Source organism: Lentzea californiensis, assembly GCF_024648825.1.
Lineage (GTDB): Bacteria > Actinomycetota > Actinomycetes > Mycobacteriales > Pseudonocardiaceae > Lentzea > Lentzea californiensis.
This window is the reverse complement of the sequence record NZ_JANBBE010000005.1, coordinates 304675-326560: the sequence shown is the minus strand read 5'-3', so window position 1 is coordinate 326560 and position 21886 is coordinate 304675. Positions and strand designations below refer to the sequence as shown.

General features: G+C 69.1%; 23 protein-coding genes. 11 read left to right on the top strand and 12 right to left on the bottom strand.

The features are described from left to right. The first annotated feature begins 3 nt into the window (after positions 1-3). On the top strand, positions 4-405 hold the full coding sequence (locus tag LX88_RS21075) for a hypothetical protein (RefSeq protein WP_258949499.1): 402 nt from the start codon (positions 4-6) through the stop codon (positions 403-405). A 209-nt stretch (positions 406-614) separates the two neighbouring features. Here the strand turns inward: LX88_RS21075 and kstD are convergent, their stop codons facing one another. The 4 genes from kstD to LX88_RS21055 are packed head-to-tail and all read right to left on the bottom strand — an operon-like array spanning position 615 to position 5334. Beyond that, positions 615-2321, bottom strand: coding sequence for a 3-oxosteroid 1-dehydrogenase (gene kstD / locus LX88_RS21070; RefSeq protein ID WP_258949498.1), 1707 nt, complete (start codon positions 2319-2321; stop codon positions 615-617). Further along, positions 2318-2773: a pyridoxamine 5'-phosphate oxidase family protein gene (locus LX88_RS21065; protein ID WP_258949497.1), complete on the bottom strand. Its 456-nt coding sequence runs from the start codon at positions 2771-2773 to the stop codon at positions 2318-2320. Before LX88_RS21065 ends, kstD begins: the two co-directional genes overlap by 4 nt. Further along, entirely contained in the window at positions 2766-4280 is a 1515-nt protein-coding gene (locus LX88_RS21060) for an acyl-CoA synthetase (protein ID WP_258949496.1), read from the bottom strand. Before LX88_RS21060 ends, LX88_RS21065 begins: the two co-directional genes overlap by 8 nt. Before the next feature lie 25 nt (positions 4281-4305). Continuing rightward, positions 4306-5334 carry an LLM class F420-dependent oxidoreductase gene (locus LX88_RS21055; protein ID WP_258949495.1) on the bottom strand — a complete coding sequence of 343 codons (1029 nt, stop codon included), beginning with the start codon at positions 5332-5334 and terminating at the stop codon, positions 4306-4308. Positions 5335-5379: 45 nt separating this feature from the next. On the opposite strand from LX88_RS21055, the gene LX88_RS21050 reads away from it, so the two are divergent. Genes LX88_RS21050 through LX88_RS21030 form a run of 5 tightly spaced genes read left to right on the top strand, consistent with a single transcriptional unit; the run spans position 5380 to position 9821 of the window. Further along, complete coding sequence (locus tag LX88_RS21050; protein WP_258949494.1) at positions 5380-6324, top strand: Zn-ribbon domain-containing OB-fold protein; 945 nt, start codon at positions 5380-5382, stop codon at positions 6322-6324. Between the two features lie 7 nt (positions 6325-6331). Continuing rightward, complete coding sequence (locus LX88_RS21045) at positions 6332-7387, top strand: thiolase family protein (protein ID WP_258949493.1); 1056 nt, start codon at positions 6332-6334, stop codon at positions 7385-7387. After that, positions 7388-8530, top strand: coding sequence for a thiolase family protein (locus tag LX88_RS21040; protein WP_258949492.1), 1143 nt, complete (start codon positions 7388-7390; stop codon positions 8528-8530). Then, a complete protein-coding gene (locus tag LX88_RS21035) occupies positions 8527-9387 on the top strand; it encodes a TIGR03619 family F420-dependent LLM class oxidoreductase (protein WP_258949491.1) in 861 nt (286 codons plus the stop codon). Before LX88_RS21040 ends, LX88_RS21035 begins: the two co-directional genes overlap by 4 nt. Then, on the top strand, positions 9384-9821 hold the full coding sequence (locus tag LX88_RS21030) for a nuclear transport factor 2 family protein (RefSeq protein ID WP_258949490.1): 438 nt from the start codon (positions 9384-9386) through the stop codon (positions 9819-9821). The genes LX88_RS21035 and LX88_RS21030 overlap by 4 nt, the downstream gene beginning before the upstream one ends. A gap of 70 nt (positions 9822-9891) precedes the next feature. Here the strand turns inward: LX88_RS21030 and LX88_RS21025 are convergent, their stop codons facing one another. Then, complete coding sequence (locus LX88_RS21025; RefSeq protein ID WP_258949489.1) at positions 9892-11118, bottom strand: cytochrome P450; 1227 nt, start codon at positions 11116-11118, stop codon at positions 9892-9894. 127 nt (positions 11119-11245) lie between these two features. Here LX88_RS21025 and LX88_RS21020 point away from each other — a divergent pair, with 127 nt between their 5' ends. Next, entirely contained in the window at positions 11246-12373 is a 1128-nt protein-coding gene (locus LX88_RS21020; RefSeq protein WP_258949488.1) for a steroid 3-ketoacyl-CoA thiolase, read from the top strand. Here the strand turns inward: LX88_RS21020 and LX88_RS21015 are convergent. Genes LX88_RS21015 through LX88_RS21005 form a run of 3 tightly spaced genes read right to left on the bottom strand, consistent with a single transcriptional unit; the run spans position 12357 to position 14924 of the window. Next, a complete protein-coding gene (locus tag LX88_RS21015) occupies positions 12357-13301 on the bottom strand; it encodes a BUD32 family EKC/KEOPS complex subunit (protein WP_258949487.1) in 945 nt (314 codons plus the stop codon). The genes LX88_RS21020 and LX88_RS21015 overlap by 17 nt on opposite strands. 10 nt (positions 13302-13311) lie before the next feature. Beyond that, positions 13312-14166, bottom strand: a complete 855-nt coding sequence (locus LX88_RS21010) for an SDR family oxidoreductase (protein ID WP_258949486.1) — start codon at positions 14164-14166, stop codon at positions 13312-13314. After that, entirely contained in the window at positions 14163-14924 is a 762-nt protein-coding gene (locus tag LX88_RS21005) for an SDR family oxidoreductase (RefSeq protein WP_258949485.1), read from the bottom strand. Before LX88_RS21005 ends, LX88_RS21010 begins: the two co-directional genes overlap by 4 nt. 63 nt (positions 14925-14987) lie before the next feature. Here LX88_RS21005 and LX88_RS21000 point away from each other — a divergent pair, with 63 nt between their 5' ends. The 4 genes from LX88_RS21000 to LX88_RS20985 are packed head-to-tail and all read left to right on the top strand — an operon-like array spanning position 14988 to position 18283. Continuing rightward, a complete protein-coding gene (locus LX88_RS21000; protein ID WP_258949484.1) occupies positions 14988-15755 on the top strand; it encodes an enoyl-CoA hydratase family protein in 768 nt (255 codons plus the stop codon). After that, complete coding sequence (locus tag LX88_RS20995; RefSeq protein WP_258949483.1) at positions 15730-16527, top strand: CoA transferase subunit A; 798 nt, start codon at positions 15730-15732, stop codon at positions 16525-16527. The genes LX88_RS21000 and LX88_RS20995 overlap by 26 nt, the downstream gene beginning before the upstream one ends. Continuing rightward, complete coding sequence (locus tag LX88_RS20990; RefSeq protein WP_258949482.1) at positions 16524-17237, top strand: CoA-transferase subunit beta; 714 nt, start codon at positions 16524-16526, stop codon at positions 17235-17237. The genes LX88_RS20995 and LX88_RS20990 overlap by 4 nt, the downstream gene beginning before the upstream one ends. After that, complete coding sequence (locus tag LX88_RS20985) at positions 17234-18283, top strand: NAD(P)H-dependent flavin oxidoreductase (RefSeq protein WP_258949481.1); 1050 nt, start codon at positions 17234-17236, stop codon at positions 18281-18283. The genes LX88_RS20990 and LX88_RS20985 overlap by 4 nt, the downstream gene beginning before the upstream one ends. On the opposite strand, the gene LX88_RS20980 is transcribed toward LX88_RS20985, so the two are convergent. From LX88_RS20980 to LX88_RS20965, 4 genes are read right to left on the bottom strand one after another with little or no spacing between them, the layout of a single operon-like run. Continuing rightward, a complete protein-coding gene (locus LX88_RS20980; protein ID WP_258949480.1) occupies positions 18267-19397 on the bottom strand; it encodes an acetyl-CoA C-acetyltransferase in 1131 nt (376 codons plus the stop codon). The two genes, LX88_RS20985 and LX88_RS20980, sit on opposite strands and share 17 nt — an antisense overlap. 24 nt (positions 19398-19421) lie before the next feature. Continuing rightward, positions 19422-20018, bottom strand: a complete 597-nt coding sequence (locus LX88_RS20975; RefSeq protein WP_258949479.1) for a TetR/AcrR family transcriptional regulator — start codon at positions 20016-20018, stop codon at positions 19422-19424. Positions 20019-20032: 14 nt separating this feature from the next. After that, positions 20033-20776 (bottom strand): SDR family oxidoreductase, encoded by a 744-nt coding sequence (locus tag LX88_RS20970; protein WP_258949478.1) that lies wholly within the window; start codon positions 20774-20776, stop codon positions 20033-20035. Further along, positions 20773-21846 (bottom strand): acyl-CoA dehydrogenase family protein, encoded by a 1074-nt coding sequence (locus LX88_RS20965; protein ID WP_258949477.1) that lies wholly within the window; start codon positions 21844-21846, stop codon positions 20773-20775. Before LX88_RS20965 ends, LX88_RS20970 begins: the two co-directional genes overlap by 4 nt. Positions 21847-21886: the final 40 nt, after the last annotated feature.

Below are 21886 nucleotides of genomic sequence, written 5' to 3'. Positions count from 1 at the left end.
TTCGTGACCGAGTCCATCGTCATCGTCGATCTCGACGACTGCCTGATCCCGGACGGCACCGCCGCGCGCGCCGCCGTCGCCGCGGTGCTGGACGAACTCTCGATCGTCGCGGACGAGCAGGCCGTCGACACCGTGTTCGCCGCCGCCCGGGGGGAGTGGCGCGGCAACCCCCACGTCACACATCGAGGAGTGGAACGGGTCGCCTCCTGGGAGGCGCTCCGGGCGGACTTGCACGAGCTGCCGATGCCCGAGGCGGCCCTTCCCCGGTGTCGAGTCCGCTTCGGACTCACTGCGCGACCGCCACGAGCTGTGGCTCGCGACGGACGGCTGCCGTTCGCTCCAGCGCGCGAAGCTGCGGCTGTCCGGCCTCGCCGGACGGTTCCAGCGCGTGTTCGTCTCGGGTGAGGTAGGCCATCCCAAGGGCACGGCGGAGTTCACGGCCGCGGTCAGGACCGCTTTGACGGACGGGAGAACCGTCTGCCTCGTGGCTGGTGACAGCGTGACCACCGATCTCCTGCTCGCGGAGACCGGTGGCTGGCCGTTCGTGCGCATCACCGACGACGTGCGGTTCGCCGACGTGCCCGCCTACTGCCGGTGCTAGTGGTGTGCCGCTGCTAGAGGTCGTTGGCCGCGATGTACCCGAACGTCATCGCGGGCCCGATCGTCGACCCCGCCCCGGCATAACTCCGCCCCATCACGGCCGAGCTGACGTTGCCCGCCGCGTACAGCCCGGGGATCACCGAGCCGTCCGGCCGCAGCACACGGGCACGCGCGTCCGTCACGAGACCGCCCTTGGTGCCCAGGTCGCCGGGCACGATCTTGAAGGCGTAGAACGGCGGCGCCCACAGCGGCGCGAGGCACGAGTTCGGGAAGACCGCCGGGTCGGTGTAGTAGTGGTCGTAGGCGCTGTCGCCGCGCTTGAAGTCGGGGTCGCGACCGGTCATCGCCTGGCCGTTGAACCGGCTGACGGTCGCCCTCAGGTTCCCGCCGGGGACGCCGATGGCCGAGGCCAGGCCGTCGAGCGACCAGTTCTTCACCACGGCGCCGGACTGGTACCAGCCGTCCGGCAGCGGCAGGGCCGGTGCGACGTCGGCGAACAGGTACCTGTTGCGGTAGTTCTGGTCGACGACGAGCCAGGCCGGGATGCACGGGTCGGTGGGGTTCTTGTCGTACATGACGTGCACGACGTCGCTGTAGGGGGCGGCCTCGTTGACGAAGCGCCGGCCGGCCGCGTTGATCATCAGGCCGCCGGGCAGCGTGCGTTCGGCGAGGCAGAAGTACGGTGAGCCCGGCGTCGGGATGGCCGGGCCCCACCAGGCGTCGTCCATCAGGTCGAGCGCCGCGCCGGCTCGCTGGCCCGCGCGGTGGCCATCGCCGGTGTTCTCCTTCGCGCCGACCGTCCACTGCGTACCGATGGGCTGGCGCTGGTACTGGGCGCGCATGGCCGCGTTGTGCTCGAAGCCGCCGGAACCCATGATCACGCCGCGGCGGGCACGCACGAGACCGCGAGAGGTCAGCACTCCCTTGACGGCGCCGTTCTCCACGAGGAGGTCCTGGAGGCCGGTGTTGAGCCACACCGGGACCCCGGCCTGCAGCAGACCGGCCCGCAGACCACCGGCCAGCGCCTGGCCCATGGTCAACGGCTTCTGGCCCGCCAGAGCGGCAGCGGTGCCGCGGGCCAGGGCTGCCGCGGCGGTCGCGGCGCCCTTCGCGTTGACGAGAGCGAGTGCGAGCCACTTGTAGTCCGCGCCGTAGATGACCATGCCGGCCGGTGTGGCCAGGTAGGGGGCGTTCAGGTTCGCCAGTTCGGCGCCGAGGACTCGGCCGTCGAGCATCTCCGGCTCGATCGAACGGCCCTTCGCGATGCCGCCGGGGTACTCCGGGTAGTAGTCGCTGTAGCCGTCCATGTGCCGGAAGCGCAGCGGGCTGTTGCGCATGACCAACGAGATCATCTGCGGCCCGTGCGCCAGGTAGGCCCGCTGCCGCACGATCGGGATGTCGCCGACGACCGCCGCCAGGTACTGCGCGGCCTTCGCGGGCGTGTCCGGGACGCCGGCCGCGAGGATGACCTCGTTGTTGGGGATCCAGATCCCGGCACCGGACCGTGCGGCGGAACCACCGTAGGTCGGCGCCTTCTCCACGACCACGCAGCTCAGACCGCGTTTGGCGGCGGTCAGTGCGGCGGTCATGCCGGCCGCGCCCGCACCGACCACCACGACGTCGAACTCGCCGAGGTCGGCGGAGGCGGTCCCAGGTCTGACCAGTCCGGAAGCCAGCGCGAGACCGGCTCCGGCGAGCACCTGACGGCGGTTCAGGTTCACGGGTTCACTCCAGACATCGTCTTCCGGTGGTCCCAGCTGGCGGTCTTGGTCGGGCGGAAGATCACGGCAACGCGTCGCGACATCGCCTTCCGCAGTGCTGCACGGGCTTCGGGATCGGCGCCGACCTCGCCGAAGTTGCGGGCCACCACGGCGTCCACCACCCGGCCGAGATCCGGTGTGAACTCGGTGACGCCCTCCATGTGCACGCCGCGCAGCTGGTCGTAGGTCTCCCCCGCCTCGGCCAGCACGCTGCAGCGCGGATCACGTCGCAGGTTCACGATCTTCTGCGACTTGCGGTCCGTGCAGAACACGAGCTCGCCGTCCACCCACGCGAACCACATCGGCGCGAGGTGCGGCATGCCGTTGCGGCCGATGGTCGCCACGACCAACGTCTTCTGGCCCTCGAGAAAGGTCTCGACCTCGGCCGGCGTCATCTTGATGAGGTCACGCAAGGTCGCGCAGCTTTCGCTTGTACAGCTTGCCGTTCGGATCACGCGGCAGCTCGGACACGTACTCGACCGTCCGTGGCAGCTTGAACTTCGCGAGACGGGTACGGGCGAACTCCAGCAGTTCCTCGGTCAGGGCCTCGGAGGCCTCGACGCCGTCCGCGGGCTGCACCACGGCCTTGATCGACTCACCCCAGTCCGGGTGTGGGACGCCGAACACCGCCACGTCCGCGACCTTGGGATGGCAGATCAGCTCACCCTCGATCTCCGCCGGGTAGATGTTCACGCCACCGGAGATGATCATGTCGTTCTTGCGGTCGCACAGGAACAGGTAGCCGTCCTCGTCCAGATACCCGATGTCCTGCAACGTGAACAGCTTGCCGACGCGCGCGGCCCGGGTCTTCTCCGCGTCCTTGTGGTACTCGAACGTCGCGTCGCCCATCCGCATGTAGACCAGGCCCTGCTCGCCCACCGGCAGCTCGGTGCCGTCCTCGCCGAGGATCTTGATCTCGGACGTCGGCCACGGCAGACCGACCGATCCAGGCTTGCGCAGCCATTCCTGAGCGGTGATCGCGGTGCCGCCGCCCTCGGTGGCCGCGTAGTACTCGATCACGACCGGTCCCCACCAGTCGAGCATGCGGCGCTTGACCTCCAGCGGGCACGGCGCCGCGCCGTGGATCATCGCGCGCAGCGAACCCATGTCGTACTTGGCTTTCACGTCGTCCGGCAGCGCCAGCAACCGGTGGAACTGGGTCGGCACCATGTGGCTGTGGGTGACCTTGTGACGTTCGATCAGCCGCAGCATGTCCTCCGGCGCCCAGTGGTCCATGAGCACCGTGGTGTGGCCGAGCTGGATCGAGATGACGACGAAGTTGAGCACCGCCGTGTGGTAGAGCGGTGACCCGCACAGGTGCACGTGCCCGTCGTGCGGCTTGATCCCGAAGATGCCGAAGAACCAGGCGGCGGACGGCGGCACGACATCGGGGTCGGCACCGGTCAACGGCCGGCGCACGCCCTTGGGGCGGCCGGTCGTGCCGGAGGTGTAGAGCATCGGCGACCCCGTGGTGCGGCCGTCGGGCCTGCCCTCCTCGCCTTCACCGAGCTTCGCCAGCGGGCTGAAGTCCGCGATCTCACCGACAGCGAACTTCGCCTCGGACGGGAGGCCCGCCGCGGCTTCGACGGCCGCCGCGGCGAACCGATCGTGCGCCACGAAAGCCTTGGCACCGCTGTCCTGCACGAGGTACGCGACCTCGGCCCCGGTCAGGTGCCAGTTGGCCATCACGACGTAGAGGCCGGTCTGGAAGGCGGCGAAGTACACCGCCACCAGGTCGGCGCTGTTGGGCAGCATCAGCACGATGCTGTCGCCGGGTTCCAGCCCCAGCGCCCGGAACCCGCGCCCGTAGCGGTTCGCGGTGCCCGCGAGCTCCGAGTAGGTGATCTCTCGACCACTCGGATCGACCAGCGCGGTCAGGTCCGGCTGATCGGCAGCGATGTTCCAGAGTCCTGTGACCACACCCTCAAAGTAGAACGCGTTTCACCTACTGACAAGCCTCCGACAAGGCTTTGATCGAAGCAACGTCGCGGCATCCGACGAGCAGTGTCGTGACGCCGGCCTTCTCCCACCGGCGGACCTCCTCGCGCACGTGCTCCGCGTTGCCGACGATGCTGATCTCGGCCACCAGCTCGTCCGGGACCACCTGCGCCGCCTCGTCCTTGCGGCCCGCCTGGAAGAGCTCGCCGATGCCCTGGACTACCTCGCCGTATCCCATGCGGGTGAACACCTCCGCGTGGAAGTTCATGCCGGGTGCACCCATTCCGCCGATGTACAAAGCAACGAACGGCTTCAGCATCGCCCGCACGGCCGCCGGATCGTCCGTCACGACGACCTGGCAGGTGGCCGCGACCTCGAAGTTCTCCCTGTTCCGGCCAGATTTCGCGAAGCCCTCGTCCAGCCACTCGTCGTACATGCCGGCAAGCCGTGGCGCGTAGTAGATCGCGAGCCAGCCGTCCGCGATCTCCGACGTCAGCGCGACGTTCTTCGGACCCTCCGCACCGAGCCAGATCGGCAGGTCAGCGCGCAGCGGGTGGGTGATGGGCTTGAGCGGCTTGCCCAGCCCCAGAGCGCCGGGCCCCTGATAGGGCAACGGGTAGTGCGGGCCGTCGTTGCGCACCGGCGCCTCACGGGCCATCACCTGCCGCAGGATCGACACGTACTCCCTGGTCCTGGCCAGGGGTTTCGAGAACGGCCGCCCGTACCAGCCCTCCACGACCTGCGGGCCGGACACGCCCAGCCCGAGCACGAACCGCCCGCCGGAGAGGTGGTCCAGCGTCAGCGCGTGCATCGCGCAGGCGGCCGGCGTACGGGCCGACATCTGCACGACGGACGTACCGAGCCGCACGCGCGAAGTCTCGGATCCCCACCACGCCAACGGGGTGAACGCGTCCGACCCCCACGCCTCGGCGGCGAACACCGCGTCGAAGCCGAACTCCTCCGCCGCCGCCACGAGATCGGCGGCGTTCTGGGGCGGACCGGCACCCCAGTACCCGAGCTGCAGACCGAGCTTCATGCACCCATCTTGCCACCATTTCGAGAACCTGTTTCACTTTGATCTGTGACTCGGCCGCTGAGTGCTCCGCTCGACGTTGGCTTCGACTACACGCGCTCCCTCGGCCCGACGCTGGGCCGGTTCCTCTCGGATCTCCGCCGCCGCAAGGTGACCGGCATCCGCGGCAGTGACGGGCGCGTGCACGTGCCGCCGCTCGAGTACGACCCCGTGACCGCCGAACGCCTTTCGGAGTTCGTGGACGTGACGGCGACCGGTGTCGTGCGCGGGTGGTCGTGGATTCCCGAGCCTCTCGAAGGGCAGCCGCTCGACCGGCCGTTCGCCTGGGCGCTGATCCAGCTCGACGGCGCGGACACCTCGCTGCTGCACGCCGTCGACGCGGGCTCACCGGACCAGATGGCGACCGGAACACGCGTGCGCGCGAGGTGGCGCCCAGAACGCGTCGGCGCGATCACCGACATCGAGTGCTTCGAGATCTCCGACGAGCCGGCCGACCCCCCCGCGGAGGCCGACGAGGTCACCATGGTCACCACGCCGGTGAACCTGCACTACACGCACTCGGCGTCGCCGACGGAGGACCCGTTCCTGCGCGGCCTGATGGAGGGCAGGCTGATCGCCCAGCGCTGCCCGGTGTGCGAGAAGGTCTACTTCCCGCCGCGCCCTGCCTGCCCCGTGGACGGCGTGCCTACGACGGACCAGATCGAGCTGTCCGACCGCGGCACCATCACGACGTACTGCGTGGTCAACGTCCCGTTCCTCGGCCAGCGCATCCCACCGCCGTACGTCTCGGCGTACGTGCTGCTCGACGGCGCGGACATCCCGTTCCTGCACCTGCTGCTCGGCGTCGCGCCGGAGGACGTGCGGATGGGCATGCGCGTGGAGGCGGTCTGGAAGCCGCGCGAGGAGTGGGGCCCGACGATGCAGAACATCGACCACTTCAAGCCCTCCGGCGAGCCCGACGCGCCGTTCGACTCCTACTCCCAGCACCTGTGAGGCTCGCGTGCGTGACATTGCGGTAGTCGGCTTCGCGCAGACGCCCTGCGTGCGCGAGACCGACGGCACCACCAACGGTGTCGAGATGCTGGTGCCGATCTTCCACGAGGTGCTCGGCGGGCTCGGGATCACCAAGACCGACATCGGGTTCTGGTGCTCGGGCTCCTCGGACTACCTGGCCGGGCGCGCGTTCTCGTTCGTCTCGGCGGTCGACGCGATCGGGGCCTTCCCGCCGATCGCCGAGTCGCACGTGGAGATGGACGCCGCGTGGGCGCTCTACGAGGCGTGGGTGAAGCTGCTGTGCGGCGAAGTCGACACCGCGCTGGTCTACGGTTTCGGCAAGTCGTCGGCGGGGCAACTCCGCCGGGTCATGGCGATGCAGCTCGACCCGTACCTCGTGACACCGCTGTGGCCGGATTCCCTCGGCCTTGCGGGCATCCAGGCGCGCATGGGCATCGAGACCGGCCTCTGGGACGAACGCGCAATGGCCTCAGTGGCCGCGCAGAGCCGTTCCGCCGCCCTCTCGAACCCACTCGCGCAGCTGTCCGGCGAGGTCGACGCCGACGAACTGTTGAACCTTCCCTACGTCGCGGACCCGTTGCGCCGTCACGACTGCGCGCCGATCACCGACGGTGCGGCCACGATAGTGCTCGCAGCGGGCGACAGGGCGCGGGAGCTGTGCGAACGTCCGGCGTGGATCACCGGCTTCGAACACCGCACCGACACGCCGTCGTTCGGCACGCGCGACCTGACGACTTCCCCCTCTGCCGTCGCCGCGGGCAAGGCAGCGGGTGCCGATGGCGTCCAGGTCGCGGAACTGCACGCGCCGTTCACCCACCAGGAGATCCTGCTGCGCCAGGCACTCGGGCTCGGTGACGACGTGACCGTGAACCCCTCCGGCGGCGTGCTGGCGGGCAACCCGATGTTCGCGGCCGGGCTCGCACGCATCGGCGAGGCCGCGCGCAGGATCCACGACGGCTCGGCGACCAAGGTCCTCGGCCACGCCACCAGCGGCCCGCTCCTCCAACAGAACCTCGTCTGCGTGATGGAAGGGCGGGAGTAGATGCGACCGGCAGCAGTGGTCGGAACCGGCCAGACGCACCACGCCGCGAAGCGCCTCGACGTGTCGATGGCGGGCCTGTGCCGCGAGGCGATCGACCGCGCGATGGCCGACGCGGGCGTGGACTGGTCCGACATCGACGCCGTGGTCCTCGGCAAGGCACCCGACCTGTTCGAGGGCGTGATGATGCCCGAACTGTTCCTCGCGGACGCACTGGGCGCGGTCGGCAAACCGTTGCTGCGCGTCCACACCGCCGGTTCGGTCGGCGGCAGCACGGGCAACGTGGCCGCCAGTCTGGTGCAGTCCGGCGTGCACGACCGCGTCCTGGCCGTCGCGTTCGAGAAGCAGTCCGAGTCGAACGCGATGTGGGCGCTGTCCGTGCCGACGCCGTTCACCATGCCGGTGCACGCGGGCGCGGGCGGCTACTTCGCACCGCACGTGCGTTCCTACATCCGCCGCGCCAGCGCTCCCGAACATATCGGCGCGATGGTCGCGGCCAAGGACCGGCGCAACGGTGCTCGCAATCCCTATGCGCACCTCAAACAACCGGACATCACGGTCGAGTCCGTGCAGGCCTCCACCATGCTGTGGGACCCGATCCGGTACGACGAAACGTGCCCGTCCTCGGACGGCGCCTGCGCGGTCGTCATCTCCTCGGAACCCACCTCGGGCCAGGCCGCCTGGATCCGCGCGACCGCGATGCGCACGGAGCCCACGACGTTCGCCGGCCGTGACCAGGTCAACCCGCAGGCCGGCCAGGACGCCGCCAGGGCGTTGTGGAAGCAGGCGGGTATCACCGATCCGCTGTCCGAAGTGGACGCGGCCGAGATCTACGTGCCGTTCTCGTGGTTCGAGCCGATGTGGCTCGAGAACCTCGGGTTCACCGACATCGGCCAGGGCTGGAAGCTCACCGAGGCGGGCGAGACCGAGATCGGCGGCCGCCTGCCGGTGAACCCGAGCGGCGGCGTGCTGTCGTCCAACCCGATCGGCGCTTCCGGTCTGCTGCGCTTCGCCGAAGCCGCCATGCAGGTCATGGGCACCGCGGGAGACCACCAGGTAGACGGCGCGCAGGTCGCGCTGGGCCACGCGTACGGCGGTGGTTCCCAGTTCTTCGCCATGTGGGTCGTCGGATCGGAGAAGCCTTGAAGTTCACCGTGGGCATCGCCATGAGCCCGCTCGACCAGCTGACCGAGTTGGCCCGGTGCGCCGAGGAGTGCGGCTACGCCTCGATCGCGCTGCCGGACTCGCTGTTCTTCTCGGAGAAGGTCTCCGCGGACTACCCGTACACCCCGGACGGCTCCCGCATGTGGAACGCCGACACCCCGTGGGTGGACCCGTTCGTCGCCGCCGCCGCGATGGGCGCCGTGACGTCCCGCATCAACTTCTATACGCAGGTCCTGAAACTGGGCTCCCGCAACCCGTTGCTGCTCGCCCGCCAGGTCGGCTCGGTCGCGCACATGACCGGCAACCGCTTCGGCTTCGGCGTGGGCCTCGGCTGGTCGCCGGAGGAGTTCGAGTGGTGCGGTGTGCCGTACAAGAACCGCGGACCGCGCGTGGACGAGATGATCGACGTGCTGAAGCTCGTGCTCGGCGGCGGCATGGTCGAGTACCACGGTGACTACTTCGACTTCGACCGGCTGCAGATGTCGCCGGCACCCACTTCGCCGGTGCCGTTCTACGTCGGTGGCCACTCCGCGGCCGCGTTGAAGCGCGCCGCCCGCGTCGGTGACGGCTGGACGTCGGCGATGATCAAGTTCGAGGAGTTGAAGTCGGTGATCGCCCAGCTCACCGATCTCGGCTGCTTCGAGCGGCCGTTCGAGGTCCAGGCCGTGTGCATCGACCGGTTCGGGCTCGACGGCTACAAGCAGCTCGACGAGATCGGCGTGACCGACACGATCGTCGTGCCGTGGCTGTTCTACGGCGTCGGTTTCGACGGCAGCCTGCAGGCCAAGAAGGACGGACTTCGGCGCTTCGCCGACGAGGTGATCGGAGAGTTCGCGTGACCGCTGTGACTTGGACGGCTTCCAAGACCGAAACGCCGGCCCGCGTGGCCTCCTGGCGTTCCATGGAGGCCGTCTCGAGCGGCAAGAAGGACGAGTGGCTGGCGCTGTTCGCCGAGGACGCCGTGGTCGAGGACCCGGTGGGTCCGTCGATGTTCGACGCCGAGGGCAAGGGCCACCACGGCAAGGAGGCGATCGAGGCCTTCTGGGACCTGGCGATCGCGAACGTCGAACGCTTCGAGTTCGCGATGCACGACTCTTTCGCGGCCGGCTCCGAGTGCGCGAACGTGGGCACTATCAGCGCGTTCCTGCCCGGTGGGGCGCGTGTCGATACCGAGGGCGTGTTCGTCTACAACGTGGGCGAGGACGGCCTGATCAAGTCGATGCGGGCGTTCTGGGAGACCGAACGAGCACTCGCGACCCTGCGCGTGCCCTGAAACGAAGTTGATGAGGGGAGCTTTCATAAACCTCAGGTTTATGAAAGCTCCCCTCATCTCAAATCACTGGCTAGGCGTACTGGACGCGGAACTCCTTGATGCCGTTGAGCCAGCCCGAACGCAGCCGCCGCGGTTCCGCGACCTGCTTGATGTTCGGCATGGCGTCCGCGATCGCGTTGAAGATCAGGTCGATCTCCAGCCTGGCCAGGTTCGCGCCGACGCAGAAGTGCGCGCCGCTGCCGCCGAACCCGAGGTGCGGGTTGGGGTCGCGAGTGATGTCGAACTCCTGCGGGCGGTCGAAGACCTCCTCGTCGAAGTTGGCCGACGAGTAGAACATCCCGACACGCTGCCCCTGTTTGATCTCCACGCCGCTCAGTTCGGTGTCGGCCATCGCGGTGCGCTGGAACGACACCACCGGCGTGGCCCACCGGACGATCTCGTCGCCGGTCGTCGCGGGCCGCTGGTCCTTGTACAGCTCCCACTGCTCGGGGTGGTCGAAGAACGCCTTCATGCCGTGCGTGATGGCGTTGCGCGTGGTCTCGTTGCCCGCCACAGCGAGCAACAGCACGAAGAAGCCGAACTCCTCCGACGCCAGTCCCGCGCCGTCCACGTCCGCCTGGACCAGCTTCGTGACGATGTCCTCGCGCGGGCACTTCCGCCGGTCCTCGGCCATCGTCCACGAGTAGCCGAGCAGCTCGGTTGCGGCGGTGAGCGGTTCGATCTCGAACTCGGGGTCGTCGTAGGCGATCATCTGGTTCGACCAGTCGAAGATCTTGCGCCGGTCGTCCTGCGGGATGCCGATCAGCTCCGCGATGGCCTGCAACGGCAGTTCGCAGGCGACGTCGGACACGAAGTCGCCGCTGCCCTTGTCCAGTGCCTCCGCGACGATCCGCTCGGCACGCGCGGTCAGCGCTTCACGCAGGCTGTTGACCGCGCGCGGGGTGAAGCCGCGGGAGATGATGCCGCGGACCTTCGTGTGCGTCGGCGGGTCCATGTTCAGCAACAACAGCCGCTGCATCTCGATGTTGTCGCGCGGCATGTCCTCCTTGAACCGGATGATCGCCGTGTTCTCGCGGCTGGAGAACAGCTCGCTGTTGCGCGAGACCTCCTTGACGTCGCGGTGCTTCGTCACCACCCAGAAGCCGTCGTCGGGAAACCCTGCCGACCCTCGAGGTATGGAGTTCCACCAGATCGGCGCGGCCTGGCGCAGCTCGGCGAACTCCTCGAACGGCAGCCGGTTCGCGTACATGTCGGGGTCGGTGAAGTCGAAGCCATCAGGGATGCGCGGCCTGCCCACAGGAACCTCCTAGGTGGAACGCGTTCTATCCGATTCAAACACGCTTGCGGCTTGTGTTGAAGCCCCCACACGGCCAATCTGGAACAACACAGGAACGTGTTCTAGTTTCCAGGCCAAGGAGGCTCGCGTGGGCAGTCCGGTGATCGTGGGAGCGGTGCGCACGCCCATCGGCAGGCGCAACGGCTGGTTGTCCGGCCTGCACGCCGCCGAGCTCCTCGGTGCGGCACAACGGGGACTGCTCGACCGGACGGGTCTTGATCCGTCCACCGTCGAACAGGTCATCGGCGGCACCGTCACCCAGGCGGGCGAGCAGTCGAACAACATCACGAGGACGGCCTGGCTGCACGCGGGCCTGCCGCAGACCACCGGCTGCACCACCGTCGACGCCCAGTGCGGCTCGGCCCAGCAGTCCACGCACCTCATCGCCGGCCTGATCGCGGCGGGAGCCATCGACGCGGGCATCGCGTGCGGGGTCGAGGCGATGAGCCGCGTGCCGTTGCGCAGCAACATCGGCGAGACCGGCATGCCGCGCCCCGACTCGTGGACGATCGACCTGCCCAACCAGTTCGTCGCCGCCGAACGGGTCGCGGAACGGCGGGGCATCGGGCGCGAGGAGGTCGACCGGTTCGGGGTCCAGTCGCAGAACCGGGCGCGAGCCGCGTGGGCAGCCGGTCGGTTCACCGCCGAGGTCGTGCCGGTGAAGGTCGGCGAGGACCTCGTGGACACCGACCAGGGCATGCGCGCGACGTCGCTGGAGGCGTTGGCGGCGTTGAAGGCCGTTGTGCCGGACGGGGTGCACACCGCCGGAACGTCGTCGCAGATCTCGGACGGCGCGTCTGCCGTGATGGTCGTCGACGAGGAGTTCGCGCGGGCGCACGGGCTCAAGCCGCGTGCCCGGATCGTCACGCAGTGCCTGGTCGGGTCGGACCCGTACTACCACCTGGACGGGCCGGTCGACGCCACCGCGCGGTTGCTGAAGCGCAGCGGGATGAAGATGGCGGACATCGACCTGTTCGAGGTCAACGAGGCGTTCGCGTCCGTCGTGCTGTCGTGGGCGGCGGTGCACCGGCCGAACCTGGACCGGGTCAACGTGAACGGTGGCGCGATCGCGATCGGTCACCCCGTCGGCAGCAGCGGGACCCGGCTCATCACGACCGCGCTGCACGAGTTGGAGCGCAGGGACGCTTCCACCGCGCTGATCACGATGTGCGCGGGTGGGGCCATGGCCACCGGCACGATCATCGAACGGATCTGAGGTCCGCGGCGGGGTACGGGGTCCGCCGGCTCTCGTGCTGGAAGCGGCGGTAGAAGTCCTTCATCACCGCCGCGATGTCGTTGTGGCGGTGGAGGACCGCCGCGACCCGTGGCGGAACTCCCTGCGAACGCAGCTGGTACGCGAACCACATCACCAGGTGCGTGACCGTGTAGTGGCGGTCGTAGTCCTGGTTCTGCGCGAAGAACGCGATCTCCTCCTCGGACAGGTCGAACCGGGAGGAGATCGCGAGGCCGTAGTCGGCGAAGTACAGGCGTTCGCCGTCGGTCAGGACGTTCTGGAAGTGGCCGTCGAAGTGCAGCAGGCCGCGCGAGTTCATGAACTCCACCGTGGTGGCCATCTCACGTTCGACCATCTCGCAGGCGCTTTCGAGGTCGTCCTGGCCGTTCAGCCAGTCGTGCAGGTTCTGCGGGACGTACTCCAGGAACAGCGCGATGCTCGCGGCCGACTTCTTCAGCGCCTCGATGCGCGGAGCCACCTCCGATCCCCAGTAGCCGACCGCCTGCTCCAGTTCCGCGGACAACGTCTGGTCCGGGTGCGGGAGGACCCGCCAGTGGTACGTCAGTGGAAAGCCCTCGTGCTCGCCCGCCAGTACCCAGTCCGTCGTCATGGTGTGCACGGCCAGCTCACGCCAGGCGCCGAAGCCCGCCGACCCGACCAGACCGATGCCGTAATGGGCGTGCACGGGCAGGTCGTAGAGGTTCGCCGTCGATCCGGCGTGCCGCAGCTCCAGGTCGGTCAGCGGCAGCCGCTTCACGAAGACCGGGATCCCGCCGACGTCCGTCAACGCCGTCGGCCCGCCGATTCCCGCCCCTCTCGGCTCGGCACCGTCCACCAGGTCACCGAGTTCGCGGTCGCTGAGCAGCGACAACGCGGCCGAGACGGTCCTGTGGAAGTCCAGACGGGTCACATGATCGAACCTACTCGGCTCCGTAAACCGGCGTCGGGTCGTCGTCGGCGACCAGCTTGCGCACGACGCCGCCCAATTCCTCGGGCGACCACCGCTCGCCCTTGTCGACCTCCGGCCCGCGCCGCCACCCGTGCACGACGCAGACGCGTCCGCCGTCGACCTCGAACATCCGCCCGGTCACGTCCCCGGCCTCCTCGCTGCCCAGCCACACGACCAGCGGCGAGATGTTCTCCGGGGCCATCGCGTCGAACCCGTCCTCCGGCGCCGCCATCGTCTCCGCGAACGTCGCCTCGGTCATCCGCGTGCGGGCGGCCGGGGCGATCGCGTTGACCGTGATGCCGTAGCGGGCCAGTTCGGCGGCCGCGACCAGCGTCATCGACGCGATGCCCGCCTTGGCCGCCGAGTAGTTCGCCTGCCCTACGCTGCCGAAGATGCCCGCGCCGGACGAGGTGTTGATCACCCGGCCGGACACCGCGCCACCGGCCTTGTGCACGGCACGCCAGTGCGCGGCGGCGTGGTGCAGCGTCGCGAAGTGGCCCTTGAGGTGAACGCGCACGACCTCGTCCCACTCGTCCTCGCCGCAGCTCACGATCATGCGGTCGCGCACGATGCCGGCGTTGTTGACGAGCACGTCCAGTCCGCCGAACTCCGACACGGCGGTGTCGACCAGCCGTTTCGCACCAGCCCAGGTGCCGACGTCGTCGGTGTTGACCACGGCACGGGGCCCGATCAGGTCCGCCACCTCGCCCGCGACCGCCGCGGACAGGTCGTTCACGACGACCCGTGCCCCCGCGGAACCGAACGCCATCGCATGCGCACGGCCGATGCCACGCCCGGCCCCCGTCACGATCACAACCCGGTTCATGAAGAGCCCCCATCGGCAGCGGTCAGGAACGCGGGTGCCTCTCCCCCGCCGTGCACGACCAAGGTCGCGCCGCTGACGTAGGACGCCAGCGGTGAAGCCAGGAACACCGCGCACGCGCCGATCTCGTCCGGCGACGCGAGACGTCCCAATGGCACGGTCTTCGCCACGGCCTCGATCCCGGCATCGGAGCCGTAGTGCAGGTGTGACTGCTCGGTGCGCACCATGCCGACGGCCAGCGCGTTGACCCGCACCTTCGGTGCCCACTCGACGGCCAGCGACGAGGTCAGGTTGTCGAGCCCGGCCTTCGCGGCGCCGTAGGCGGCGGTGCCGGGCGACGGACGCCGTCCGCTGACACTGCTCACGTTCACGATCGACCCACCGGAGTCCTGCTCCTGCATGACCTCGTTGGCCGCCTGGGCCACCAGCAACGGAGCCAGCAGGTTCAGCTCGACGATCTTCGAATGGAACCGCGGCGAGGCCTTGCCCGCCAACGCGAACGGCGCACCACCGGCGTTGTTGACCACGACGTCGAGGCGGCCGTGCTCGGCGACGATCCCGGACACCAGCGCGCCCACCTGATCGGCATCCCGCACGTCACACGGCACGAACGACGCTCCATCCACCTCCGATGGACGCCGGGCGCACGTGACGACGACGGCCCCGGCCGCGAGGAACGCGCGGGTGATGCCGAGACCCACACCCCGCACGCCGCCCGTCACGAGGACCACTGCTCCGTCGAGGTCCAGTTCCACATGCACCTACCCCGGTCGCTTCGGCACTGCTAAATTACCAAGCAATCGCTTGGTTCGGAAGGCGGCTCCATGGGAATCTCCAGCAGCCACACCGAAAACGGCATCATCGAGGTCACCGTCGACTACCCCCCGGTGAACGCCATCCCGTCGCAGGGCTGGTTCGAGCTGGCCAGGGCAATCACGTCCGCGGGTGAGGACCCGGAGGCGCGGGTGGTGATCCTGAGAGCCGAGAACCGCGGCTTCTGCGCGGGCGTCGACCTGAAGGAGATCCAGCGGGCCGAGGGCTACAACGCCCTGGTCGCGGCGAACCGGGGTTGCGCCAAGGCTTTCGCGGCCGTGTACGACTGCGAGGTGCCGGTGATCGCCGCGGTGAACGGGTTCTGCCTGGGCGGTGGCGTGGGGCTGGTCGGCAACGCGGACATCATCGTGGCGTCCGACGACGCCACGTTCGGGCTGCCCGAGGTCGACCGCGGCGCGCTCGGCGCGGCCACGCACCTGGCCCGGCTCGTGCCGCAGCACCTGATGCGGACGCTGTACTACACGGCCCGCAACGTCAGCGCGCAGACGTTGCACCACCACGGCAGCGTCGTGGAGGTCGTGCCGCGCACGCAACTCGACGACGCGGCGCGCGAGATCGCCAAGGAGATCGCGAAGAAGGACACGTCGGTGATCCGCGCGGCCAAGGAGGCCATCAACGGCATCGACCCGCAGCGCGTGCACCAGAGCTACCGCTTCGAGCAGGGCTTCACCTTCGAGCTGAACCTGACGGGCGTGTCGGACCACGCCCGGCAGGCCTTCCTGGACGGAGACCATGCGCGACAAGCGAATGACAGCTGATCAGGTCGTCAGCGAGATCAAGGACGGGATGACCGTCGGCATCGGCGGCTGGGGTTCGCGGCGCAAGCCGATGGCCCTGGTCAAGGCGTTGCTGAAGAGTCCGGTCACAGACCTGACGATCGTCACCTACGGCGGTCCGGACGCCGGGCTGCTGTGCGCGGCGGGCAAGGTCCGCAAGCTGGTCTACGGCTTCGTCTCGCTCGACTCGATCCCGTACGACCCGTGGTTCAAGCGGGCGCGCGAGACCGGCGCGATCGAGGTCCTGGAACTGGACGAGGGCATGTTCCAGACCGGCCTGCGCGCCGCCGGGCACCGGTTGCCGTTCCTGCCGATCAGAGCGGGCCTCGGCTCGGACGTGCTGAAGTACGCGCCAGAGCTCAAGACCATCAGGTCGCCGTACGACGACGGCGAAGAGCTGGTCGCGATGCCGGCGTTGAAGCTCGACGTCGCCCTGGTCCACCTCAACCGCGCCGACAGGCACGGCAACGCGCAGTACCTCGGGCCGGACCCGTACTTCGACGACCTGTTCTGCCTGGCCGCGGACCGGCGTTACGTCTCGTGCGAGCAGGTCGTGGAGACGTTCGACGGTCCTCCGCAGACGTTGCTGCTCAACCGGATGATGGTCGACGGCGTGGTGGAAGCGCCGGGTGGAGCGGCGTTCACCAGCTGCGTGCCCGACTACGGCCGCGACGAGGCCCTCCAGCGCGAGTACGCGGAAGCGGCCTCCGACCTGGAGAAGTGGCCGGACTTCTACGAGGGGTTCCTGCGATGAGCGACATCACGCGAGCCGAGGTCTGCGTCGCCGCCTGCGCCGACCTGTTCCTCGGCGCCGGCGAGACGCTCGCCAGCCCGATGGGCCTCATCCCGTCCCTCGGCGCGAAACTGGCCCGCCTGACCACCGAGCCCGACCTCCTGCTCAGCGACGGCGAGGCGTTCCTGCTGACGCCCGAGTCCACTGTGGAGGGCTGGCTGCCGTACCGCAAGGTGTTCGACGTCGTCGCGCACGGCCGCCGGCACGTCGTCATGGGCGCGAACCAGGTCGACAGGTTCGGCAACCAGAACATCTCCGCGATCGGCGACCACGCGAGGCCCACCCGGCAGCTGCTCGGGTCCCGCGGCGCTCCCGGCAACACCGTCAACCACCGCACCAGCTACTGGGTGCCGCGCCACAGCACGCGGGTGCTGGTCGAGGCCGTGGACGTGGTGTCCGGTGTCGGCTACGACCGCGCGGCGGGCCCGTTCCACGATGTCCACCGCGTCGTCACGAACCTCGCCGTGCTCGACTTCGACACCCCCGACCACTCGATGCGCGTCGTCTCCGTGCATCCCGGGGTGTCGGTCGACGAGGTCCAGAAGCAGACGTCGTTCCCCCTCGTCGTCCAGGACGTCACCGAGACCCGCCTGCCGACCGACGAGGAGCTCGAGCTGATCAGGACCAGGCTCGATCCGGGTGGCAAGCGGGACAGGGAAGTGCCGTCATGAGGACCGCGCTGACCGACCTGGTCGGTGTCCGGCACCCGGTGGTGCAGACCGGGATGGGCTGGGTCGCGGGGCCGCGCCTGGTCTCCGCGACGGCCGAAGCGGGCGGGCTCGGCATCCTGGCCTCCGCCACCATGACGTACGCCGAGCTCGAAGCCGCGATCAAGGAGACCCGCTCCCGCACGTCCGAACCGTTCGGCGTGAACCTGCGGGCGGACGCGCACGACGCCCCGGAGCGGATCGACCTGCTGATCCGCGAACACGTGAAGGTCGCTTCCTTCGCGCTGGCCCCGAAACCGGACATGATCGCGAAGCTGAACGACGCCGGGGTCGTCGTGATCCCGTCGATCGGTGCGGCCCGGCACGCCGAGAAGGTCGCGAAGTGGGGCGCCCACGCCGTGATCGTGCAGGGCGGCGAGGGCGGCGGTCACACCGGTGGCGTCGCCACGACGTTGCTGCTCCCGAGCGTGCTGGACGCCGTCGACATCCCGGTGGTCGCGGCCGGTGGCTTCTTCGACGGCCGGGGACTGGCCGCCGCGCTCGCGTACGGCGCGGCCGGCATCGCGATGGGCACCCGGTTCCTGCTCACGCAGGAGAGCACGGTCCCGGACGCGGTGAAGCACGCGTACCTGCAACGGGATCTGAACGGCACGGTCGTGACCACGCGCGTCGACGGCCTGCCGCACCGGGTGCTGCGGTCGGACCTCGTCGAGCACCTCGAGAAGTCCGGCCGGATCAGCAGCCTGGCGAGGGCCGTGAGCAACGCGGCCAGGTTCCGGCAGCACACCGGGCTGAGCTGGCGCGCGATGATCCGCGAGGGCCTGGCCATGAAGCACGGCAAGGACCTCACGTGGTCGCAGGTCATCATGGCCGCGAACACGCCGATGCTGCTGCGCGCCGGCCTCGTCGAGGGCAGGACGGACGCGGGCGTGCTCGCGTCCGGTCAGGTCGCCGGGTTGCTGGGCGACCTGCCGGCGTGCGCGGACCTGATCGAGGGCATCGTCAAGGACGCCGAGGCGGCCATCGACCGGCTCAGAGACGTTCGATGATGGTCACGTTGGCCTGACCGCCACCCTCGCACATCGTCTGCAGCCCGAACCGGCCACCGGTCCGCTCCAGCTCGTGCAGCAGCGTCGTGAACAGCTTGGTGCCGGTCGCGCCGATCGGGTGCCCGAGCGCGAGCGCTCCCCCGTTGACGTTCACGCGTCCCATGTCGATCTTGAGCTCCTTGGCCCACGCCATGGCCACCGACGCGAACGCCTCGTTGATCTCGAACAGGTCGATGTCCGACAGGGACATCCCGGCGCGTTCCAGCGCGTACCGGGTGGCCCGGATCGGCGCGGTCAGCATGTAGATCGGATCGGATCCGCGCGCCGACATGTGGTGCACACGGGCCCGAGGCGTCAGCTTGTGCTCACGCACGGCCTGTTCCGACACGACCAGCACCGCCGAGGCACCGTCGGAGATCTGCGACGACAGCGCCGCCGTCGTGCGCCCGCCCGGCCGCAACGGCTGCAGCTTCGCCATCTTCTCCGCACTGGTGTCGGGACGCGGGCACTCGTCGGCCGCGACACCGTTGACCGGCGCGATCTCGCGGTCGAACCGGCCCTCCTTGATCGCGGTGATCGCCCGCAGATGGCTCTGCAGCGCGAACTCCTCCATCTCGCGCCGCGACAGGTCCCACCGCACCGCGATCAGGTCGGCCGCCCGGAACTGGTTGACCTCCTCGTCGCCGTAGCGGTGCTGCCAGCCCTCGCAGCCCTCGAACGGGCTGACCGTCATGGCCGACCCGATGGGCACCTGCGACATGTTCTGCACGCCGCCCGCGACCACGACGTCGGCCGTGCCGCTCATCACCGCCTGCGCCGCGAAGTGCAGCGCCTGCTGGCTCGACCCGCACTGCCGGTCGACCGTCACGCCCGGCACCTGCTCCGGGAAGCCCGCCGCCAGCCAGGACGTCCGCGCGATGTCACCGGCCTGCGGGCCGACCGTGTCCACGCAGCCGAAGATCACGTCGTCCACGTCCGTCGGGTCGACGTCGACGCGGTTGAGCAGTGCCGTGATCACGTGCGCGCCGAGATCGGCGGGATGCACGTGGCTCAGCTCGCCACCACGCCTGCCCGCCGGGGTCCGCACAGCCTCGATGATGTACGCCTCGGCCACGAGGGCCCTCCTTCTACGGCTTTGCTACGTCTTGGAGTTCTTCCGCCGGCCCGTGGCGATGCCGTCGAGCAGGATCGCGAGGTACTGGTCGGCCACCTCTTCGGCGGACAGGCCGCCGTCCGGCCGGTACCACCGCACGGCCACCCACACCGTGTCGCGGATGAACCGGTAAGCCACGTCGACGTCGAGGTCGGCGCGGAACACGCCCGTGCTCATGCCCTCCTCCAGCAACACCGTCCACAGCTTGCGGAACTCCACGCTGCGGTCCTCGATGTAGGAGAACCGTTCGAGCGGGGTGAGGTGCTTGGCCTCGTTCTGGTAGATCGCGACGGCGGCGTGCCGGGCGTCGATCGCCTCGAACGACGCCACCACCAGAGCCTTCAACGTCTGCTTCGGGCCGAGGCCTGCCTCGACGACCTCCCGGTAGCGCGTGAACAGCTCGTCCAGGAACGTCCGCAGGATCTCGTCCACCATCGACTCCTTCGAGTCGAAGTGGTGATAGAGGCTGCCGGACAGGATGCCCGCCGCGTCCGCGATGTCGCGCACGGTCGTCTGCCCGTACCCGCGTTCGGCGAACAGCTGTGCCGCCAACGCGAGCAGTTCCTGCCTTCGGCCACTCATCGGTCTTACCTTCCTCACGGATGCTGACTGCTCACCGAGACGACCTCGCCCGTCAGGTACGACGAGTAGTCGCTCGCGAGGAACACGATCACATTCGCGACCTCCCAGGGCTCGGCGGCGCGCCCGAAAGCCTCGCGCGACGCCAGTTCGGTCAGCAACTCCTCACTGGTGACCTTGGCCAGGAACGGGTGCGCCGCCAAGCTCGGGGCGACGGCGTTCACCCGGATGCCGTGCTCGGCCACGTCCATCGCGGCGCACCTGGTCAGCGCCATGACCCCCGCTTTCGCTGCGGCGTAATGGGCTTGACCCCTTTGTGCCCGCCAGCCGATCACACTGGAGTTGTTAACGACGACACCGCTTCGTTGGACGACCATTTGGCGTAACGCGGCCCTGGTGCAGCGGAAGGTGCCGTTCAGCGTGACGTCGAGGACGCGGGACCACTCGTCGTCCGCCATGTCCAGCAAGGACTTCTCGCCGCCGAGACCGGCGTTGTTGACCATCACGTCGATGCGGCCGTAGCGCTCGACCGTCTCGTCGACCAGCTGTTGCACCTGCTGCTCGTTCGTGACGTCGCACGGGACGGCGTGGTCGGTGCCCAGCGCCTCGTGGGTCTCCCTGAGGCGGCGCTCGTGCCAGTCGCTGATGACCACCGTGGCGCCCTCTTCAAGGCACCGTTTCGCGGTGGCCGAGCCGATGCCCGTGCCCGCTGCCGCCGTCACGACGACGATCTTGTCCTTGAGCAGGTCGTGGCCGTTCATCGCGGCAGCCCCAGGATGCGGTGGGCGATGATCTCGCGCTGGATCTCGTCCGAGCCGCCGTAGATCGTCTCCGCGCGGCTGAACAGGAACATCCGCTGCCACTCGTTGTCGTCGATCATCGACTCGGGGCCGAGCGAGTCCATCGCCAGCTCGCCGAGCCTGCGGTGCCAGCCCGCCCAGAACAGCTTGAGCACGGACGCCTCCGGGCCTGGATCGTCGTTCAGCGTTCTCATCGTGTGCGAGCGCATGACGTGCAGTTCGAGCCACGCCCTGGTGAGGCGTTCGTCCTGGGGCGCTTTCGCCATGATCGCGTCTAGCTGCCGGCGGAAGCTCACCTGGTGGCCGAGCATCGCGGTGCCGCGCTCGAAGCCGAGGGTGGCCATGGCGATCTTCCAGCCCTCGCCGGGCCGGCCCACGACGTTCTCGCGTGCGGTGAGTGCGCCGTCGAAGAAGACCTCGTTGAACTCGGACGTGCCGGTGAGCTGGCGGATCGGCCGCACCTCGATGCCCGGCTGGTCCATCGGCACGAGGAGGTACGAGAGGCCCTGATGCCGTTGCGATCCGGGCTCGGTGCGGCACAGGACGAAGATCCAGTCGGAGTAGTGCGCGTTCGACGTCCAGATCTTCTGGCCGTTGATCACCCACTGGCCGCCCTCGAGCGTGGCCCTGGTCGTGATCGAGGCCAGGTCCGAGCCCGCGCCCGGTTCCGAGTAACCCTGGCACCACAGCTCTTCGAGTGTGCGGATCTTCGGCAGGAAGCGTTCCTTCTGCTCCGGTGTGCCGAACGCGACGAGAGTCGGGCCGAGCAGGCCCTCGCCGACGATGTCGACCTTCGCCGGGGCGTCGGCCTCCGCGTACTCCTCGTGGAAGACCACCTGCTCTTCCACACTGCGCTCACCGGGCCAGCCGAGGCACGTCCACCCGCTCCTGGCGAGGTGCCGGTGCCACCGCAGCCGTCCCTCGAACGCCTCGTGCTCGCGGCCCGGCCCACCCAGGCCGCGCAGCTCAGCGAACTCACCGACGAGGTTGGCGGACAACCATTCCCGCACCTCGCGCCGGAAGGACTCCATGGGCCATACTCTAACCTACCAAGCACTTGCTTTGGAGGGC

What these genes read in the sequence shown, in the direction of transcription:
- LX88_RS21040 (WP_258949492.1), top strand. Translation starts at nt 7,388, where the DNA reads ATGCGACCGGCAGCAGTGGTCGGAACCGGCCAGACGCACCACGCCGCG.
- LX88_RS20975 (WP_258949479.1), bottom strand. Translation starts at nt 20,018, where the DNA reads ATGAGTGGCCGAAGGCAGGAACTGCTCGCGTTGGCGGCACAGCTGTTC.
- LX88_RS20995 (WP_258949483.1), top strand. Translation starts at nt 15,730, where the DNA reads ATGCGCGACAAGCGAATGACAGCTGATCAGGTCGTCAGCGAGATCAAG.
- LX88_RS20970 (WP_258949478.1), bottom strand. Translation starts at nt 20,776, where the DNA reads ATGAACGGCCACGACCTGCTCAAGGACAAGATCGTCGTCGTGACGGCG.
- LX88_RS21010 (WP_258949486.1), bottom strand. Translation starts at nt 14,166, where the DNA reads ATGAACCGGGTTGTGATCGTGACGGGGGCCGGGCGTGGCATCGGCCGT.
- LX88_RS20965 (WP_258949477.1), bottom strand. Translation starts at nt 21,846, where the DNA reads ATGGAGTCCTTCCGGCGCGAGGTGCGGGAATGGTTGTCCGCCAACCTC.
- LX88_RS21000 (WP_258949484.1), top strand. Translation starts at nt 14,988, where the DNA reads ATGGGAATCTCCAGCAGCCACACCGAAAACGGCATCATCGAGGTCACC.
- LX88_RS20990 (WP_258949482.1), top strand. Translation starts at nt 16,524, where the DNA reads ATGAGCGACATCACGCGAGCCGAGGTCTGCGTCGCCGCCTGCGCCGAC.
- LX88_RS21055 (WP_258949495.1), bottom strand. Translation starts at nt 5,334, where the DNA reads ATGAAGCTCGGTCTGCAGCTCGGGTACTGGGGTGCCGGTCCGCCCCAG.
- LX88_RS20985 (WP_258949481.1), top strand. Translation starts at nt 17,234, where the DNA reads ATGAGGACCGCGCTGACCGACCTGGTCGGTGTCCGGCACCCGGTGGTG.